This window comes from Chitinophaga sp. (assembly GCF_039596155.1).
In the GTDB taxonomy this organism is placed as follows: Bacteria; Bacteroidota; Bacteroidia; order Chitinophagales; family Chitinophagaceae; genus Chitinophaga.
This window is the reverse complement of the sequence record NZ_JBCNKF010000006.1, coordinates 17,911-34,815: the sequence shown is the minus strand read 5'-3', so window position 1 is coordinate 34,815 and position 16,905 is coordinate 17,911. Positions and strand designations below refer to the sequence as shown.

The 16,905-nt window shown below is 44.4% G+C and carries 18 protein-coding genes; 9 read left to right on the top strand and 9 right to left on the bottom strand.

Annotation, left to right across the window (positions count from 1 at the left end; genetic code table 11):
• Positions 1 to 15: 15 nt before the first annotated feature.
• The 3 genes from ABDW33_RS07505 (at position 16) to ABDW33_RS07495 (ending at position 1,352) form a co-directional block, all read left to right on the top strand.
• Positions 16 to 318 (top strand): DUF4286 family protein, encoded by a 303-nt coding sequence (locus ABDW33_RS07505; protein WP_343689449.1) that lies wholly within the window; start codon positions 16 to 18, stop codon positions 316 to 318.
• 307 nt (positions 319 to 625) lie between these two features.
• The gene (locus ABDW33_RS07500) at positions 626 to 895 is read left to right on the top strand and encodes an HU family DNA-binding protein (RefSeq protein WP_012788562.1); all 270 of its coding nucleotides are present in this window, start codon (positions 626 to 628) and stop codon (positions 893 to 895) included.
• 328 nt (positions 896 to 1,223) lie between these two features.
• Positions 1,224 to 1,352: a 30S ribosomal protein THX gene (locus tag ABDW33_RS07495; protein ID WP_072362758.1), complete on the top strand. Its 129-nt coding sequence runs from the start codon at positions 1,224 to 1,226 to the stop codon at positions 1,350 to 1,352.
• A 58-nt stretch (positions 1,353 to 1,410) separates the two neighbouring features.
• On the opposite strand, the gene pdxH is transcribed toward ABDW33_RS07495, so the two are convergent.
• The gene (gene pdxH / locus ABDW33_RS07490) at positions 1,411 to 2,055 is read right to left on the bottom strand and encodes a pyridoxamine 5'-phosphate oxidase (protein ID WP_343689448.1); all 645 of its coding nucleotides are present in this window, start codon (positions 2,053 to 2,055) and stop codon (positions 1,411 to 1,413) included.
• Positions 2,056 to 2,174: 119 nt separating this feature from the next.
• Here pdxH and ABDW33_RS07485 point away from each other — a divergent pair, with 119 nt between their 5' ends.
• Positions 2,175 to 3,260 carry a DUF3298 domain-containing protein gene (locus ABDW33_RS07485; RefSeq protein WP_343689447.1) on the top strand — a complete coding sequence of 362 codons (1,086 nt, stop codon included), beginning with the start codon at positions 2,175 to 2,177 and terminating at the stop codon, positions 3,258 to 3,260.
• Positions 3,261 to 3,305: 45 nt separating this feature from the next.
• On the opposite strand, the gene pyrH is transcribed toward ABDW33_RS07485, so the two are convergent.
• The 6 genes from pyrH to ABDW33_RS07455 all read right to left on the bottom strand — a co-directional run bounded on the left by pyrH (position 3,306) and on the right by ABDW33_RS07455 (position 8,079).
• Positions 3,306 to 4,019: a UMP kinase gene (pyrH, locus tag ABDW33_RS07480; protein WP_343689446.1), complete on the bottom strand. Its 714-nt coding sequence runs from the start codon at positions 4,017 to 4,019 to the stop codon at positions 3,306 to 3,308.
• A 180-nt stretch (positions 4,020 to 4,199) separates the two neighbouring features.
• Positions 4,200 to 5,027: a translation elongation factor Ts gene (gene tsf, locus ABDW33_RS07475; protein WP_343689445.1), complete on the bottom strand. Its 828-nt coding sequence runs from the start codon at positions 5,025 to 5,027 to the stop codon at positions 4,200 to 4,202.
• A 133-nt stretch (positions 5,028 to 5,160) separates the two neighbouring features.
• Entirely contained in the window at positions 5,161 to 6,162 is a 1,002-nt protein-coding gene (rpsB, locus tag ABDW33_RS07470) for a 30S ribosomal protein S2 (RefSeq protein WP_343689444.1), read from the bottom strand.
• A 77-nt stretch (positions 6,163 to 6,239) separates the two neighbouring features.
• Positions 6,240 to 6,629 carry a 30S ribosomal protein S9 gene (gene rpsI, locus ABDW33_RS07465; RefSeq protein ID WP_083723339.1) on the bottom strand — a complete coding sequence of 130 codons (390 nt, stop codon included), beginning with the start codon at positions 6,627 to 6,629 and terminating at the stop codon, positions 6,240 to 6,242.
• A gap of 14 nt (positions 6,630 to 6,643) precedes the next feature.
• Positions 6,644 to 7,087: a 50S ribosomal protein L13 gene (rplM, locus tag ABDW33_RS07460; RefSeq protein WP_146968348.1), complete on the bottom strand. Its 444-nt coding sequence runs from the start codon at positions 7,085 to 7,087 to the stop codon at positions 6,644 to 6,646.
• A gap of 302 nt (positions 7,088 to 7,389) precedes the next feature.
• Complete coding sequence (locus ABDW33_RS07455) at positions 7,390 to 8,079, bottom strand: zinc metallopeptidase (protein WP_343689443.1); 690 nt, start codon at positions 8,077 to 8,079, stop codon at positions 7,390 to 7,392.
• 583 nt (positions 8,080 to 8,662) lie between these two features.
• Here ABDW33_RS07455 and radA point away from each other — a divergent pair.
• From radA to ricT, 5 genes are all read left to right on the top strand, one after another.
• A complete protein-coding gene (radA, locus tag ABDW33_RS07450) occupies positions 8,663 to 10,030 on the top strand; it encodes a DNA repair protein RadA (RefSeq protein ID WP_343689442.1) in 1,368 nt (455 codons plus the stop codon).
• Between the two features lie 6 nt (positions 10,031 to 10,036).
• A complete protein-coding gene (locus tag ABDW33_RS07445; RefSeq protein WP_343689441.1) occupies positions 10,037 to 10,717 on the top strand; it encodes a ComF family protein in 681 nt (226 codons plus the stop codon).
• A 48-nt stretch (positions 10,718 to 10,765) separates the two neighbouring features.
• On the top strand, positions 10,766 to 11,293 hold the full coding sequence (locus ABDW33_RS07440; protein ID WP_343689440.1) for a glutathione peroxidase: 528 nt from the start codon (positions 10,766 to 10,768) through the stop codon (positions 11,291 to 11,293).
• Between the two features lie 87 nt (positions 11,294 to 11,380).
• A complete protein-coding gene (locus ABDW33_RS07435; RefSeq protein ID WP_343689439.1) occupies positions 11,381 to 12,520 on the top strand; it encodes a hypothetical protein in 1,140 nt (379 codons plus the stop codon).
• Positions 12,521 to 12,663: 143 nt separating this feature from the next.
• The gene (ricT, locus tag ABDW33_RS07430) at positions 12,664 to 14,142 is read left to right on the top strand and encodes a regulatory iron-sulfur-containing complex subunit RicT (protein WP_343689438.1); all 1,479 of its coding nucleotides are present in this window, start codon (positions 12,664 to 12,666) and stop codon (positions 14,140 to 14,142) included.
• A 196-nt stretch (positions 14,143 to 14,338) separates the two neighbouring features.
• On the opposite strand, the gene ABDW33_RS07425 is transcribed toward ricT, so the two are convergent.
• Positions 14,339 to 15,391 (bottom strand): nucleoid-associated protein, encoded by a 1,053-nt coding sequence (locus ABDW33_RS07425; protein ID WP_343689437.1) that lies wholly within the window; start codon positions 15,389 to 15,391, stop codon positions 14,339 to 14,341.
• Positions 15,392 to 15,440: 49 nt separating this feature from the next.
• Positions 15,441 to 16,868 (bottom strand): hypothetical protein, encoded by a 1,428-nt coding sequence (locus tag ABDW33_RS07420; RefSeq protein ID WP_343689436.1) that lies wholly within the window; start codon positions 16,866 to 16,868, stop codon positions 15,441 to 15,443.
• Between the last annotated feature and the right edge of the window lie 37 nt (positions 16,869 to 16,905).

The following is a 16,905-nucleotide window of genomic DNA, read 5'->3' as shown; positions in this document are numbered from 1 at the left end:
CAAGGACTTCCAACTATGATTATATTTAACGTTACCACGATGGTTACGCATCCCATTAACGACAGATGGCTGCAATGGATGAAAGAAGACCAGATCCCTGCAATTATGAATACCGGCTTATTCCATGATTACCGCATGTGTAGGCTGCTGGATCAGGATGAGGAAGATGGTCTCACTTACTCCATACAATTCTTTGCAGATACGCTGGAGAACTATCAAACTTACATAGACGAGTATGCGCCAGTACTCCAAAAAAGAGCTTACGACCTGTTTGGGAGCCAGTTTGTAGCCTTCAGAACTGTAATGCAGGTAGTATAACATCTAAACTTATCCACAGGAAATCCACTGTTTATAGGGGATTGTGAGTTTGGTACAATACTTGGAACACTCTGACGTTTATTATAAAACCAGTAGCAAATTGCCACTAGTAGCGGGTTTCAGCAATTAACTCCTGTTTCGCTCATACATCCATATCATGGGCGAATCAGCTGTAACCGTTACCTGTAGCCCTTTTCAGCCGATAAATTTTTGCTTAAAAAAGATGTAAAAAATTTGGTAATCTGATAAAACGCGCTATATTTGCTCACATCAAACATTTTAATTCACTAGTTAAATCTTACTAGCTATGAACAAAGCCGAATTAATCGACAAACTGGCAAAAGATGCCGGTATCACTAAAACCCAAGCTAACGAAGCGCTGGATTCTTTCACTAAAGCTGTTGCTGATACCCTGAAAAAAGGTGGTAAAGTAACCTTAGTAGGTTTCGGTACTTTCTCTGTTTCTAAACGTGCTGCTCGTAACGGTAGAAACCCACAGACTGGCCAGATCATCAAGATCAAAGCTAAGAAAGTTGCTAAATTCAAAGCTGGTAAGGCGCTGTCCGACAAGCTTTAATCTGTTAGCTTACCTTATTCAAGCAAGGAACATCACTGTTTCTTGCTTTTTTTATTTTATACAGGCCCATTTTGGGGGCTAGACGCTTGTTCGACGCTTCTTCGATGCTTGTTCGACGCTTCTTCGATGCTTCTTCGACGCTTCTTCGATGCTTCTTCGACGCTTCTTCGACGCTTCTTCGACCAAAGGTTCCCTAAACATGCCTGTAACTCAATTTTAAAGCTGGCCAGGCCATCCTTTCCACATCCCGGAAAAGCCCGGGTTTGCGGTATTTTCCTTTTTTCTGTAATTTGCACCAATTAATAATAAACAATCAAACTGTCTAACAATGGGTAGAGGTGATATCAAAACCAAAAAAGGTAAGATTTTCAGTGGTTCTTTCGGTAAATCAAGACCTGCTAAGCCTGCAAAAGCTGCTGCTGTTAAAGCTGCAAAAGCTGCTGCAAAGCAAGCCTAAAATTATTAAAGAGGCTGACCTCTTTAATGGGATCAGCCTCTAATAATTAGTTCCTATATCACGGCGCCAGGCGCTCTATTTTCCAGTTACTCCCTTCCTGACTGTACTGGATGCGGTCATGAAGTCGACTACTACGTCCCTGCCAGAACTCAATCGCTACCGGTTTTACAATGTATCCACCCCAGTTTTCCGGTCTTTCAGGCGCACTCACCTCGTACTTTTCACTCACTGCTCTTACCTTTTCTTCAAGGAAACGCCTGCTCGGTATAACCCGGCTCTGAGGAGATGCAATTGCTCCGATCCGGCTACCTATCGGACGGCTGTTATAATACTCATTACTCATGGCCGCATCTACTTTTGATACCAACCCGTCTATGCGCACCTGTCTTTGTAGTTCCTTCCAGAAAAACAGCAGCGATACATGCGGATTAGCGGCCATTTCATGGCCTTTACGGCTATCATAATTGGTAAAAAACACAAAACCATCCCTGTCAAAACTCTTCAGCAATACAATGCGTGTAGTAGGAATACCAGTTGCTGTGCTGGTTGCCAGCGTCATCGCATTCGCTTCATCTATCTCTCCGGTAATGGCATCGTTCCACCATTTCTCAAATTGTTGAAACGGATCCTGGGCTACTTCGTTTTCGTCCAGTTCGGCAAGTGTATAATCCTTGCGCAGGTCAGCTACTTCTTTATTTAGCATGGGCCAATAATTTACTATCACAAAGATACACGATGCCCCTCGCATCAATACGCTAAAATGCTTGATTGTCATCAGGATTCTACACATAAAAGAATATGAATAATTACTAATTTTAACACATGAGAACCTTACTCCTTATTACTATTTCAGCCTTCTTACTGGTGTCCTGTGGAGACAAGCGTCCCAAACAGGCGAACGTGAGTCTGCCCAATTTTAAGACCACACCTTATTTTTATGTTCAACTGAAAGGTACACTGGCAGGTAAGAATATTACCATGGAACTGACCAAAGCCAACCCTGCAATGTACCGTGGTTATTATATGTACGACGACATCGGGGAACCAATTGTCATCTGGGGCAACCAGGATCAGAATAAGATGCTGGTATTGTATGAGAGTACTGAAGAAAAGGAAGAACGATTCTTTACAGGCATCCTGGATAGTGCTGGTGTATACAAGGGGAAATGGAGGGGAAAAGGAACTACTTACGACTATACATTACATCCGGATATGAAAGAGGCGACGCCGCTGAGCGTATATTATGGAGAAGACTCGCTAAAATTGCTCGCAGGTCACCCTAATTCTCCTGTAGCAGTCGCCACTAACGCTATTATCTGGCCGGCTGCCGGAGAGGATGAAGCGACCGCCGCTTTTATCCGCAACACAGTTACAGGCAACCCGGTATTGGACAATCCGGTTCGCTATCTGAGAAGGGACATAGACTCCTTCCTGATTACCTACAAGACCACTGAATCAGACCTGGACACTACCCAGGAAATTCCGGCTACTGCCAGCTGGTCTGCCGATGCAGATATGAGGGTCGTATACAACCAATACCCTTATTTATGTGTTGAATCATTTAGCTATGAGTATACAGGGGGGGCACATGGCAATTACGGCTCGATTTACAAGGTTTTAGATCTTAATAAGAAGAAAGTATTAACAACTGATGACCTCTTTAAACCGGGCTATAAAGAGGCATTACCGGCATTGCTGGAAAAAGCTTATAGAAAATTATTCTCGGTGGGTGAAGAAACGGCTTTAAAAGACATGTTACTGGTCGACAGTATTCCGGTGAATGACAACTTTTTCATCACCGGTAAGGGGATTGGTTTCTGCTATACACCGTATGAGATTGGGCCGTATGCAATGGGACAGATTACCCTCTTTCTGCCCTTTACAGCGCTGAAAGGTTATCTGAAATAAAGCAAAAGGGGAAGTTGCTAAGCAACTTCCCCTTTTAAAATAAGTTTATCCTTTTACCAATGTCCCGACATTCTTTCCCATGATCACCTGCAGCAGGTTGCCCGGGCGATTCATGTCAAACACAATGATCGGAAGTTTATTCTCCTGACAAAGAGTGAAAGCCGTCATATCCATCACATTCAGTGATTTCTGGTATACCTCAGAGAAGGTAATAGTTTCAAACCTTGTAGCAGTTGGATCTTTTTCCGGATCAGCAGTATAAATACCATCAACACGGGTTCCTTTCAGAATTACATCTGCCTGGATTTCGATCGCACGCAGGGAAGCAGCGGTATCAGTAGTGAAGTAAGGGTTACCTGTACCAGCACCAAAGATCACAACACGGCCTTTTTCCAGGTGGCGGATAGCACGGCGGCGGATATAAGGTTCTGCGATCTGCTCCATCTTGATAGCTGATTGCAGCCGGGTATATAAACCCACCTTTTCCAGACCACTCTGCATGGCCATCCCGTTGATAACTGTCGCCAGCATCCCCATATAATCACCCTGAGCACGTTCAATACCCGTTTCTTTCTCGTTCATACCACGATAGATGTTACCGCCACCAATCACGACCGCAACCTGCACGCCCAGATCAGTAGCAGCTTTAATATCGTATGCATACTGTGAGATCACTTTGTGATCGATTCCGTAATTCCCCTCGCCCATTAAGGACTCACCGCTTAGTTTAAGTAAAATACGCTTATACTTTGGCAACATGACTATAGAAAAATGATATATTAATTGAAGTTAGTTATCGGTTACTGCGCCCCTAAGATACAAAAAATGCGGAACGCGGAATTTCCGGGGCAGGTTTACCCGTCGTTGACACTACGTGATTTCCATTAAGCACAAAAAAAAGGAGAGAAAAACTTCTCTCCTTTTCTGACCGGGATTATATTATCCCAATGCGATCCTGCTGAATCCTGTTACCTTCAGGCCTGCATTTACAGACTTCAGATAGTCTCCAACAGATTTGTTGTTATCTTTTACAAATGCCTGCTGTAACAGGGTATTGTCTTTGAAGAATTTATTCACCTTACCCATAGCGATTTTCTCAGCCATGTCGCCGGTTTTACCTTCAGCCGCGATCTGTTCCAGAGCGATTGCTTTTTCACGGGCAACCAGTTCTTCAGAAACGCCGGCTGCATCTACTGCGATTGGGTTCATAGCAGCGATCTGCATCGCTACGTCTTTACCAACTTCTTCTGCTACTGGTTCAGAGAAACCTACCAGTACACCCATGCGGTAGTTACCGTGGATATAAGCAGTTACAGAAGCAGCACTGATTTTTTCGAAACGTGCCAGGGTGATTTTCTCACCGATCTTAGCAACCTGGTCGTTTACTTTGTCATTAACAGTTGCGCCATCGAGTGTAGCAGCACCCAGTTCTTCTACAGTGTTAGCACCGGAAGTCAGGGCCAGGTCTACCAGAGACTGGGCAAACTTAATGAAGTCTTCATTCTTAGCTACGAAGTCAGTTTCGCAACCCAATGCTACTACCACGCCAGATTTGCCATCAGCAGCAGTCTTAGCAATGATAACACCTTCTTTAGTTTCACGGTCAGAACGTAAAGCGGCTACTTTTTGGCCTTTTTTACGCAGATAATCAACTGCTTGTTCAAAATCACCATCGCTTTCTACCAGCGCCTTTCTGCAATCCATCATACCTGCACCTGTTTGCTGACGCAGTTTGTTCACATCAGCGGCTGTAATTGTTGCTGCCATAACTTATAATGAGTTTAAGAGTATTAAGTTTATATGAATTTTGCTACTTGTCCGGTTTATATGACCAATTGCGAACCACAGATCAGGTAAGCTGTCCACGGTTCGCAATTGATCTATTTAGTCATGAACAGAATTATCTTCCGCCACCACCTGGTCTGCTACCACCAGAACCTGCAGGACGACGCTGTCCGCCGCCACCGCCGCCTGGACGGTTACCACCACCGCCACCAGGACGGTTACCACCTGGACGATTGCCGCCGCCACCAGGACGGTTGCCGCCGCCGCCGCCAGGACGGTTGTTGTTACCACCAGGACCACCCGGGCCACGACCACCTGGCTTACGACCTCTTTCACCACCACGATCATCACCGCCTTCGAGTTCGAATTTCAGAGACTTGTTGTCTTCTTCTTCTTCTTCAACTACGTCGTCAGTTTTCTCGTTAGCTCTCTCAGCCAAACCTTCTGCAATTGCTGCAGCGATATAGTTAGTAACGATTGCGATAGATTTAGTAGCGTCATCATTAGCTGGTACTGCGAAATCTACCTTGGTAGGATCGGAGTTAGTATCTACCATACCGAAGGTGGAGATACCCAGACGACGAGCTTCTGCCAGTGCAATGTGCTCATGGCTGATGTCAACCAGGAACAACGCAGCAGGAACACGAGCCAGCTGAGCGATACCGCCCAGTACTTTCTCCATTTTTTCCTTGTCACGTGTCAGGGTCAGACGCTCCTTCTTAGTGATGCTATCGAAAGTACCGTCAGTCAGCATTTTCTCAATGCTCTGCATTTTCTTCACACTCTTACGAATTGTGGTGAAGTTGGTCAGCATACCGCCTAACCATCTTTCAGTCACGTAAGGCATGTTTACACGCTTAGCCGCTTCTGCTACGATTTCTTTAGCTTGCTTTTTTGTTGCAACGAACATGATCTTCTTACCGCTCTTAGCGATAGATTTCAGGGCTGCAGCAGCTTCCTGTAATCCTTCAACGGTTTTGTTCAGATCTATGATGTGAATACCTTTCTTTTCTGCGAAAATGTAAGGCAGCATTTTTGGATTCCATTTCTTCTTCAGGTGACCGAAGTGTACACCTGCCTCCAGTAACTGCTGCTGTAATGAGGTATTATTTTCCATGTTATTATACTCTGTTATAAAAGGTCAATGTTAATAATCTGCGAAGGGTATATAATACCACCACGCATTCATCACGATTAGCGTTTAGAGAACTGGAAGCTTCTTCTAGCTTTAGCTTTACCTGGTTTCTTACGTTCAACGCCTCTAGGATCACGTTTCAGCAGTCCAGCCGCTTTCAGTGCAGGACGGAACTCGATGTTCACCTCACACAGTCCACGTGCAATACCCAGTTTCACTGCTTCTGCCTGACCCTTGATACCACCACCGGCAGCATTTACCTTTATATCAAATTTATCCAGAGCGTCGATAGTTTTCAACGGCAGCTCTACCTGATTCTGCAGGTAAACCAGCGCGAAATATTCTTTATAGTCCTTGTCGTTGATTGTAATTGCACCAGTGCCCTTGCTGATATACACGCGAGCTACGGCTTCCTTACGACGACCAATAGTATTTTTTTGCTTTTCCATGTATCAGAGAAAAATTAGAAAGTTAAGGATTTAGGTTTCTGCGCAGCATGTGGATGCTCAGCGCCGGCATATACAAACAGCTTTTTGTACATAGCACGTCCCAGACGGTTCTTAGGCAGCATGCCCTTAACAGCCCTTTCTATTACGACTTCCGGACGACGACGGATCAGATCCTTCGCAACCTCTGCTTTCTGACCACCTGGGTAACCAGTGTAAGTCAGATATTCCTTGTCATTCCATTTATTACCAGTCAGCTGGATCTTTTCAGCATTGATGATGATCACGAAATCTCCACAATCAGTGTGAGGAGTATAGTAAGGCTTGTTCTTACCTCTTAAAATGGACGCAATCTTCGCGCTCATCCTACCCAGTGTCAGGTTGGTAGCGTCTACAATATGCCAGTCACGCACTACAGTTGCGTCGTTGGCAGATTTAGTCTTGAAGCTTAAAGTATTCATTATAGTAAATAAAATTTACGCTTGAAATATGATCCCACACAATTTGGGAGTGCGAAGTTAAATCACAGAGTTTGAATAACCATACTTTTTGAGACATTTTTTCACAAGCACCCTTATAACACACTGGTTTTCAATAAAAATTTTGACCGATAATTATTAACATACCCGGTGAAAAAATTCATTAGGCCCTTTTTAGCCTGTTAATCAGCTAGAAATACATATTGCACAAATGATATAAATAGAAGGGCCGGATGTAGTCTCCTACTTCCGGCCCCTGACAATTATGACAAAGTACTTACTGATCAATTCCTGTCCCTTGCACTCAGGAATAAAAAGATATACTGCACCAGCGTAACCACAGAAGCTACCGCTGCTACTACATAGGTCATAGCCGCCCACCAAAGGGCATCTTTCGCTTTGTCATGCTCCTGCACCCGCATCAGATCCGTATTGTCCAGCCATATCAACGCCCTCCTGGAAGCATCGAACTCTACCGGCAACGTCACTAACGCAAACACCGTTGTCAGTCCAAATAATAATATACCAATCAATAAAGGCGCCGACGTCCAGTACAATGCAAAAACCCCGATCATCAATACAAACTGCAGCCATTGCGAACTAAACTGTACCAAAGGCACCAACCTGGACCTGAAGCCCAGCCATGCATACGCCTTCTGGTGCTGAATCGCATGCCCGCACTCATGTGCCGCCACCGCCGCGGCCGCTACATTCGCCCCGGAATATACCTCCGGACTTAAATTAACCGTCTTGTTGGTAGGGTCGTAATGGTCAGTCAGAAACCCATCTACAGATATCACCTGCACATCATATATCCCATTCTCACTCAACATCTTCTGTGCTATCTGCTTGCCGGTCAAACCGGATGAGGTAGGTATCCCACTGTATTCCCTGAATTTCCCCTGTAACCGGTAACTCACCAGCATGCTGATCCCAACAAAAATCAGCGATACTATCAACATTCCAGGTGTCATAAATAGAGTAAGTGTTTAAATTCTTTATAAAATTACCCCTAACTAAGATCAAAATCCCCTCCAAAACCATCCTTTCTAAAGGATTTATGATTTCCTTAAGAAACTACCCCACACGCCCAGTCACGACCTGCCAAACAGAAATTTAACACTGTCATTGTGTCCTGTTTTAAAAATTTTTACGGCGATTTTCGGACTATATGACAGCATAAGATGTGCCTGTTATGACCCTTTTTTCATATATATTTTTGGGCGTTATCAATCCTATTTATCAACCTTTTACGCCCTTTCAATGAAAGTATAATTAAATACCGGGAAGCCCTGAAATAGGCTATGGGAGCCGATCTGTCACATTAGAAAAACTCTTCAAAAGTTATTCACATCGATTAAATAAACTTTTTTATTCTGAAGCCATTTAGTAATTTAGACCTGAATTTAATGGGTTAGTAAGTAGAAAGAGTCAGCAGAATCTTCTGTTGGCTCTTTTCTTTTTAAGCCATTTTCTTCCCACCCCATTTTTTCCCTTTTTTAACTTTTTTATGGATAGCACTGCTCATTTTTTTAGTGCTTTTATCACCTTTGCTACATGAAAATAAAATCAGCATTCTTCTGTCAGAATTGTGGATATGAATCTGCTAAGTGGACAGGTAAATGTCCTTCCTGTAATCAATGGAATACATTTGTCGAAGAGAAAATTCAGAAAGATGTTCCGCTACGCAACCAATCCTGGCAAACAGAAAAAGAGAATGGCCGTAATAACATTGTGAACCTCAGTGAAGTAAGCGCAGTTGAAGAAGAAAGATTACTCACACCCGATGTTGAATTGAACCGTGTACTCGGCGGCGGTATCGTACCAGGATCTCTCGTACTCGTAGGCGGTGAACCCGGTATCGGCAAAAGCACGCTCTTCCTTCAAAATGCACTGCAACTTAAAAATATCACTACGCTATATGTAAGCGGTGAAGAAAGCGCCACTCAGGTAAAAATGCGCGCAGATCGCCTGCAGGCAACCAACGACCAGTTCTACCTGCTTACGGAAACCAACACCCAAACCATCTTTCAGGAGATTAAAAAATTGCGTCCTCAACTCGTAGTCATCGATTCTATACAAACACTACAATCTCCATTTATCGAATCTGCTCCAGGTAGCGTTTCTCAGATCCGGGAAACCGCCGCCGAAATGCAACGCTTCGCTAAAGAAAGTCATGTACCCGTATTTTTAATCGGTCATATCACAAAAGATGGCTCCATCGCCGGCCCGAAAATTCTGGAACATATGGTGGATACGGTATTACAATTTGAAGGTGATCAACACTATGCTTACCGCATACTACGTACCATCAAAAATCGCTTTGGCTCCACCGCAGAACTGGGCATTTATGAAATGACCGGAACCGGATTAAGACAGGTCACCAATCCTTCCGAAATTCTCATCTCGCAACGTGAAGATCTGCTTAGCGGCGTCGCCATCGCGTCTACTATGGAAGGCATGCGCCCTATGCTCATTGAAGTACAGGCACTCGTTACACAATCTGTATACGGCACTCCGCAGCGTACTGTCACCGGCTTCGATCTTCGCCGCCTGCAATTACTGCTCGCCGTACTCGAAAAAAGAGGCGGCTTCCACTTTGGCGTCAAAGACGTATTCCTTAACATCGCAGGAGGTATCCGCGCCGAAGATCCCGCTATCGATCTCGCAGTGCTCTGTGCATTACTCTCCTCCTACGAAGACATTGCTATCGCCAACAAGATCTGCTTTGCCGGCGAAGTAGGACTAAGCGGTGAAATCCGTGCAGTCAACCGTATCGAACAACGCATTGCCGAAGCAGAAAAACTGGGCTTTGAAAAGATCTTCGTAAGCCGGTATAATAAAAAAGGAGCCGACTTCAGTAAATTCAATATCGAAGTGATTCCCGTAGGCCGCGTAGATGAAGTGTATAGCAGATTATTCTAACCACACATGTTTACAGCGTTACTCCATCTTTGTTTTCCCCATGTATGTGAGAGTTGTGGTATTACTCTCACACCTACTGAAGCTTTTCTATGTCATCAATGCTCCGTCAGTTTACCACACACGGGCTTTCAGCACTTTACAGAAAACCCCGTAGAAAAATTATTCTACGGCAGATTGCCTGTACAACACGCCCTGGCTGCTTACTATTTTTCTCAGGCATCTATACTCCGTAAGCTGGTGCATAAAATAAAGTACCGGCACAAAAGGAAACTAACCGTCTATATGGGCAAACAAATGGGAAAAATGCTGGCACAAACCAGCTGGATCCAACAGATCACCTGTATTGTACCTGTCCCTATTACCAGGAAAAGAGAGAAATTTCGTGGCTATAACCAATCTGCTTTATTAGCAGCAGGCATTGCCGCTGTGATTGGAAAACCTGTATTTCCACATGCGCTCAAACGGGTAGTATTCACCGCCTCCCAAACCAGGAAAAACAGGATCCTCCGCTGGCAAAATGTAGAACATGCTTTTAGCCTGGCACAACCAGCACTCTTAAAAGGTGAACACGTGTTACTTGTCGATGACGTGATTACAACTGGCGCTACCACTGAGGCCTGCGGAAAACTCTTTCAACAGGCTGATATTCCGTTCAGCATTTGTTCACTGGCATATGCACGCCATTAACGCCTAATATGTGAATTATTCTCTAACTTCATTTCAAACTTTGTAGGTATGTTAAAAACATTGCTCATCTCGTTATTGATATTTATGAAAAGCAGCGCCATTTACGATTTTAAAGTAGATGCTGTAGATGGTGGTAAAATCAACTTTGCCGATTACAAAGGCAAGAAAATCCTGATCGTGAACACCGCTTCTCTTTGTGGAAATACACCACAATATGCTGAGTTGGAAAAACTCTATGAGAAGTACAAAAAAAACCTGGTGATTATCGGTTTCCCTGCTAACAACTTTGGCGCTCAGGAACCAGGTAGCAACCAGCAGATCCAGGAGTTCTGTACCAAAAAATATGCAGTCACCTTCCCAATGGCTGCCAAGATCTCCGTGAAAGGTGCCGATATCCACCCTATCTACAAATGGCTGTTGGAACAAAGCAAGGAAAAACATCTCGAACCTGCAGAAGTACAATGGAACTTCCAAAAATACCTGCTGGACGAAAAAGGAAACCTGGTTGCCGTGTTTGCCCCTAAAACACAACCTAATTCAGCAGAAGTGATCGCTGCAATCGAAAAGAAATATTAAGTAGTTCTTCAGGTGGCCACAAGCCTCTCCCCAGCGAAAAATCGCTTATGCCAAAGGCGTAAGCGATTTTTCTTTTAATTTGCACCCATGCTCTTCTCCAATATCATAGGTCAGGACGACATCAAGCACCAGCTGCTCAACGCTGTCACCCAGCAACGCATTAGCCATGCCATGATCTTGCTGGCACCGGAAGGTGCCGGTGGTCTGCCCCTTGGCCTTGCCTTCGCACAACACCTGGTTTGCGAAGACAAACAACCCGACGGTCCCTGTGGTAAATGCGCAGCCTGTATCAAAGCAGAAAAATATATTCATCCGGATATTCACTTCTCCTACCCTGTTATTCCTAAAAAAACAGGCGATAAACCAGTCAGTGCCGATTACGCCAGCGAATGGCGTGAATTCATTGCCGAACATCCATATGGAAACGCTTATGACTGGCTGCAATTTATTGGAGCAGAAAACAAACAGGGTAATATTACGGCCACTGAATGCCAGGATATTATTCGCAAACTGAGCCTGAAAAGCTTTGAAAGTAAATATAAGATCCTTCTCATGTGGATGCCCGAATACCTGGGCAATGAAGGAAACCGCCTGCTTAAACTGATCGAAGAACCACCAGACGACACCATCTTTATCCTGGTTGCCGAAAATCAGGAACAGATACTGGCGACCATCCTCTCCCGTACCCACCTCATCAAGGTAAATCCATTACCTAAAGATGTACTGGTAAATGCACTCGTGACCCGGGCCAATGCACCTGCTGCCAGAGCCCGTCAGGCCGCTACTATTGCTTCCGGCAACTACCGGGAAGCACTTGCCCTGCTCCAGAACGCCGAAGACGACTACCACGAGCTGCTCCGCAACTGGCTCAACTATATTTTCACCAACAACCGCCTGGCCCTCCAGGAATGGATAGAAGGAATAGCCAGCACTAAAATGGGACGCGAAAATCAAAAACAATTCCTCCGCTATTTTATCAATCTGCTGGAACATACCCTGAGACTGAAATACATAGACAAAAGCCTGCTGGCCTTTTCTGAGGAAGAGACCGATTTTGCCTTCAAATTGCAAAAACTGGCCAACCTCCAACAGATGGAACTAATTATGCAGGAACTGGACAACGCGAGCTACTATATTGAGCGCAATGCCAACGCTAAACTGCTCTTTCACGCACTCAGTATCAAATTGCAGTACATTTTTAAACATAAGCCCGTCCCAGCCTGTTAAACCTATATTGACGCGACGGGACATTACTTTTTCCGTTACCTTTGTTACTTTCGCCCTTTTGTATATATAAAGGGAAATACGTATTTTAAAGCGTTCGGGACAATACCGGATGCATATCAATTAACTCTTTTAAATATATAAATATGGCTTGTGCCGGATGTGGTACAGGTGCAGAGGGAAAGCCGTCAGGATGCAAAAGTAATGGAGGTTGCAGTAGTGGAGGATGTAACAGATTGAATGTTTTTGACTGGCTGGCCAATATTCCCTTAAGTGATAGCTTAGCACCATTTGATATTATAGAGGTAAGTTTCAACAACGGGAGCAGGAAAGATTTCTTCCGAAACGTTACCAAACAGTTCCTGGATAAAGGAGAGATGGTTACAGTAGAAGGGGTAAGCGGTTTTGATGTAGGACAGGTAAGCCTCATTGGCGAACTGGTAAAGCTCCAGATGAAGAAAAGAAGGATAGAAGATACCCCTGAAGTAAAAAAAGTATTGCGTCGCGCCAGCAATGAAGATCTTCACAGAATGGGTGAAAATAAAGCCCGCGAAAGAGATGCCCTCATTAAAGCAAGAGCAATTGCCCGCAGTATCGGCCTCGAAATGAAACTCGCCGAGGTAGAAATTCAGGCAGATGGACGTAAAGCCACCTTCTTCTACACTGCTGATGACCGTGTTGACTTCCGTGAATTAATTAAGCTCTACGCCGGAGAATTCCGGGTAAAGGTGGAAATGCGCCAGATCGGCGCCCGCCAGGAAGCCGGCAAAGTAGGCGGTATCGGTAGTTGTGGCCGCGAATTGTGCTGCTCTACCTGGCTTACTGACTTCAAGAGTGTTAACACCACCGCTGCACGATACCAGAACCTTTCCATCAATCAGGCAAAATTATCCGGCCAATGCGGTCGCCTCAAATGCTGCCTGAACTATGAACTGGATACCTACCTCGATGCCCTGAAAGACTTCCCGGAAGATGCAGATAGCATTGAAACCGTTAATGGTGTAGCTACCCTGCAGAAGAGGGATATCTTCAAAAACCTGATGTGGTATTCTTACGGCGACAGCAATAAACAATACCCGCTGACCATCAGCCGCGTAAAAGAAATACGCCACCTGAACAAACAGAACATCAGACCTGACGACCTGAAACCAGTTGAAGTCGTAGCAGGTAAACCAAAAGAAACCGACCTCGGATTTGCAGACGTTGTAGGCCAGATCAGCCTGCGCTCACTGGAAAAAACATCCCAGAAACGCAAACACAAGGACAAGGAAAAACAAAAACATAAACAACAGCAACAAGGTGGTAAACCTGCTGAACAACCTGCTCAACAGCCAAAACCTAAACAACAGGTACAGCCACAGCAGGGCAAACCACAGGGGCCTAAACCACAACCTAAACCCCAGCAACAAGCGGGTGGTGGTGGTCAACAGCAACCACAACAACAAGGCAAGCCACAGGGACCTAAACCTCAGCAGCAGCAACAGCCTAAACAACAACAGCCGCAGCAGGGTAAACCTCAGGGGCCTAAACCACAACCTAAACCCCAGCAACAAGGTGGTAGTGGTGGTGGCCAACAGCAGCCGCAAAACAGGCCGCCAAAGCCTAAACAAAAACAACAGAAATAATCCAATAATAAAAAAACGCTTCTGCCTGAAAACAGAAGCGTTTTTTTATTAAACAATCCCATGGCTTTGCCCGTTAACTATAAAAGGCCGCCCAAAAGAGCAGCCTTTATTAATAATTGGTTTTTGCTTATGAAAAAATTATAACCGATCGGTGTAATAATGTTAGACGACCCATACCGCATTTTGTTACGACATGTTAACTCTCATTCTCAAACAACAGCTTATAGTAATACATATTCGTGGCTTCATCAAAACCCCGTTCAATCAATTCCCTGTTACCGTGTATGTATATATGAAAATTCTTGTCTAGTTTAAGAATACTCTTGAATACTTTCTGTTGCTTCTTAAAGGCTGGTGCTGATATATCAAATTCGTCCGGTATCTCCTGCTTATAATCCTGTTGATATTGTTGCCTATACTCCTTAAATGATTCGATAGCATCCGGATGTCCTAATACTTCCTGAGCGAAATCATCCATCTGGAATTGCTCCTTTTCTTTAAAATAAGCAGCTGATTTGTTGAGCAGATCTACCTGGTCAATCCTGCTCATTTCATATTCACCAGGTAACTTTTCGCTGATGAATTGCTTACACATATTCACCGCCAGCTCTGTCTGATGATAATTATCCTCCCTTCTTTGTACCTGCAGGAAAGCGTCTTTCCAGTATACAGCTTCATTTTGCTTGCTGATACTATCTATTATACTGACTTTATACCCCTCTTCCTCTTCTGTATTGAATACAAGGCATCCTTTATCGAGCTTGTTGATATTAATACCGTCGTCGTAATTTACCTGGTAGCTCTCGTTGGACAGGTATACTTTCAAATAGGTATCTCTCGTTTCTGATTTAAATATACCGATCGCTTCTACATCCTCTCCATCCACCTGACATTTACTAAAGTAAGCGATATACAACTCTCCACCCTTAATTTTAGGATGTGTGGAATGCTTATATAGATGTTTGGCTATATTTACTGATTGCTCATGAAAATTGTCCCGATTCTCAAATATACGACGGCAATATTGAAAAATTTCATTTAATTGAAGGTCCGCCTCATGGTAAAAACGGAAGTACTCTGCCGCATTTGTAAAAGGCTGAATAAAATAACTCAGCAACAGCTGACTGATGGTCTCATCCTGTAATTGCAAAGGCTCCTGAGAGCAGATCAGGGACTCTTCCTGAGAGGCGTTGCCCACCTTGTGGATCGATAGCAGCTCCAGGTCCTTAAATTCAGAAACATGTATCATGCCGGCGAAAATAGTGAAAATTAACCCATTGAAGGGTGAGGGATAACCTCTATTTCACAAACCTGCCATCAGCATCTATATGCACATCTTTACCCGGCAATTTGATCACCACATCCTTTGTGTAATGCCCTCTCTTCTCTATCACATACCCATCCTCCGGCTCCTGGTCCCTGCTCGCAGCTTCTTTGTAACTCACCTTCTTCAATGTATTATACACCGGGTACCTGTCTTGCACCATCCCATCCGCGTTGCTGGTGAATAGCTCCACCAGGTACTCCGTCCCCTTTCTGAAAAAGTGCATACCCAACCGGAGCCTCTCCGGACTGGGGATCTCTGTTACCAGGTAATCAATTGGATTGTCTCCAAACTGCTTCAGCAACTGATCCTGCCTGAATACCGACCCTGTAATGGTGATCAGCGTCGCTTCTACAGGCACTATACTACCAGACGACTGTATGGCATACTGCATATCCACCTTTGCCGTAAACTCCGCACCGTCCTCCAGGAATAAAGTATTCTGCTCATCCAGCCTTACATTTCCTTCACGATCTATCCTGGCATTACTGGTTCTATAACTTCCGCCCTCCGTACCACTACCTCCGATGATCATCAGGTTACCAGCTATATTTCCTTTTTCATTATAAGTGACCAGATCCACCTGTGCATCCGATCCCCCCTCTCCTTCCACCAGGTCCCGGCCAAATAACAAGGCAGTCGGCAACCCATCCAGCTCAATTTTACCATACGCATATATCGAATCCACATCTACTTCCGCAAAGTTGAAATACGGCGTCAGTCTGGAAATCAACTTTAACCCTTTCAGCGTCACAGCATTTTCCTGAAAAGGCATTTCCTTCACCGGAAATCCGCTGGCAAATGCATCCAGCGAAATAGTATCCTGTGGCAACTTTGCTATCATGCCATCAGTAGTAATGTGATAGAAGAAACAAGCTCTCTTCTCCGTATTAATATTCCCCTTATCATTGAATTGATAATAGCATTTCAGTTCAATAAACGAATCTGATTCGAAATCCGCGTACAGGTAAGCATCTTTATAACGCTCATTATAGGCCACACTTTCCTTATCTATATACCCGTCTCCCGCCAGCTGCATACGGGACCGCTCATCACCGGCAGCATCGTAAATGCTAAGATATACAGCCCGGTGCCCCTCCGTCATCATACCACTGTAGATGACTGGTGTATAACCATTCACAGTAGCAAGTTTGCCAGCTTTCTGAATATCATAAATAGCCGGATAACCCGGCACTTTAAAATTCTCCGGAATAGCATGTAATGTATCTGAATAATAAGGTAAGGGCACGATGGGTAAACTCTCTACAAACTCCCCGAACGTAAGCGAAACCGGAACATTCACTGTACTGTCCTGATTGGTAGTAGTCGTTGAACCAAAATGACAGGAGGTCATTAATAACGCAAGCCATAGGGAGCCCGCCATAAGCATAGGACGAAACATATATAGGATTTATAACATTACAAATGTATAAAATATT

What these genes read in the sequence shown, in the direction of transcription:
- ABDW33_RS07495 (WP_072362758.1), top strand. Translation starts at nt 1,224, where the DNA reads ATGGGTAGAGGTGATATCAAAACCAAAAAAGGTAAGATTTTCAGTGGT.
- ABDW33_RS07425 (WP_343689437.1), bottom strand. Translation starts at nt 15,391, where the DNA reads ATGATACATGTTTCTGAATTTAAGGACCTGGAGCTGCTATCGATCCAC.
- rpsI (WP_083723339.1), bottom strand. Translation starts at nt 6,629, where the DNA reads ATGGAAAAGCAAAAAAATACTATTGGTCGTCGTAAGGAAGCCGTAGCT.
- ricT (WP_343689438.1), top strand. Translation starts at nt 12,664, where the DNA reads ATGGCTTGTGCCGGATGTGGTACAGGTGCAGAGGGAAAGCCGTCAGGA.
- radA (WP_343689442.1), top strand. Translation starts at nt 8,663, where the DNA reads ATGAAAATAAAATCAGCATTCTTCTGTCAGAATTGTGGATATGAATCT.
- rplM (WP_146968348.1), bottom strand. Translation starts at nt 7,087, where the DNA reads ATGAATACTTTAAGCTTCAAGACTAAATCTGCCAACGACGCAACTGTA.
- pdxH (WP_343689448.1), bottom strand. Translation starts at nt 2,055, where the DNA reads ATGCTAAATAAAGAAGTAGCTGACCTGCGCAAGGATTATACACTTGCC.
- ABDW33_RS07445 (WP_343689441.1), top strand. Translation starts at nt 10,037, where the DNA reads ATGTTTACAGCGTTACTCCATCTTTGTTTTCCCCATGTATGTGAGAGT.
- tsf (WP_343689445.1), bottom strand. Translation starts at nt 5,027, where the DNA reads ATGGCAGCAACAATTACAGCCGCTGATGTGAACAAACTGCGTCAGCAA.
- pyrH (WP_343689446.1), bottom strand. Translation starts at nt 4,019, where the DNA reads ATGTTGCCAAAGTATAAGCGTATTTTACTTAAACTAAGCGGTGAGTCC.
- rpsB (WP_343689444.1), bottom strand. Translation starts at nt 6,162, where the DNA reads ATGGAAAATAATACCTCATTACAGCAGCAGTTACTGGAGGCAGGTGTA.
- ABDW33_RS07500 (WP_012788562.1), top strand. Translation starts at nt 626, where the DNA reads ATGAACAAAGCCGAATTAATCGACAAACTGGCAAAAGATGCCGGTATC.
- ABDW33_RS07420 (WP_343689436.1), bottom strand. Translation starts at nt 16,868, where the DNA reads ATGTTTCGTCCTATGCTTATGGCGGGCTCCCTATGGCTTGCGTTATTA.
- ABDW33_RS07505 (WP_343689449.1), top strand. Translation starts at nt 16, where the DNA reads ATGATTATATTTAACGTTACCACGATGGTTACGCATCCCATTAACGAC.
- ABDW33_RS07435 (WP_343689439.1), top strand. Translation starts at nt 11,381, where the DNA reads ATGCTCTTCTCCAATATCATAGGTCAGGACGACATCAAGCACCAGCTG.
- ABDW33_RS07485 (WP_343689447.1), top strand. Translation starts at nt 2,175, where the DNA reads ATGAGAACCTTACTCCTTATTACTATTTCAGCCTTCTTACTGGTGTCC.
- ABDW33_RS07455 (WP_343689443.1), bottom strand. Translation starts at nt 8,079, where the DNA reads ATGACACCTGGAATGTTGATAGTATCGCTGATTTTTGTTGGGATCAGC.
- ABDW33_RS07440 (WP_343689440.1), top strand. Translation starts at nt 10,766, where the DNA reads ATGTTAAAAACATTGCTCATCTCGTTATTGATATTTATGAAAAGCAGC.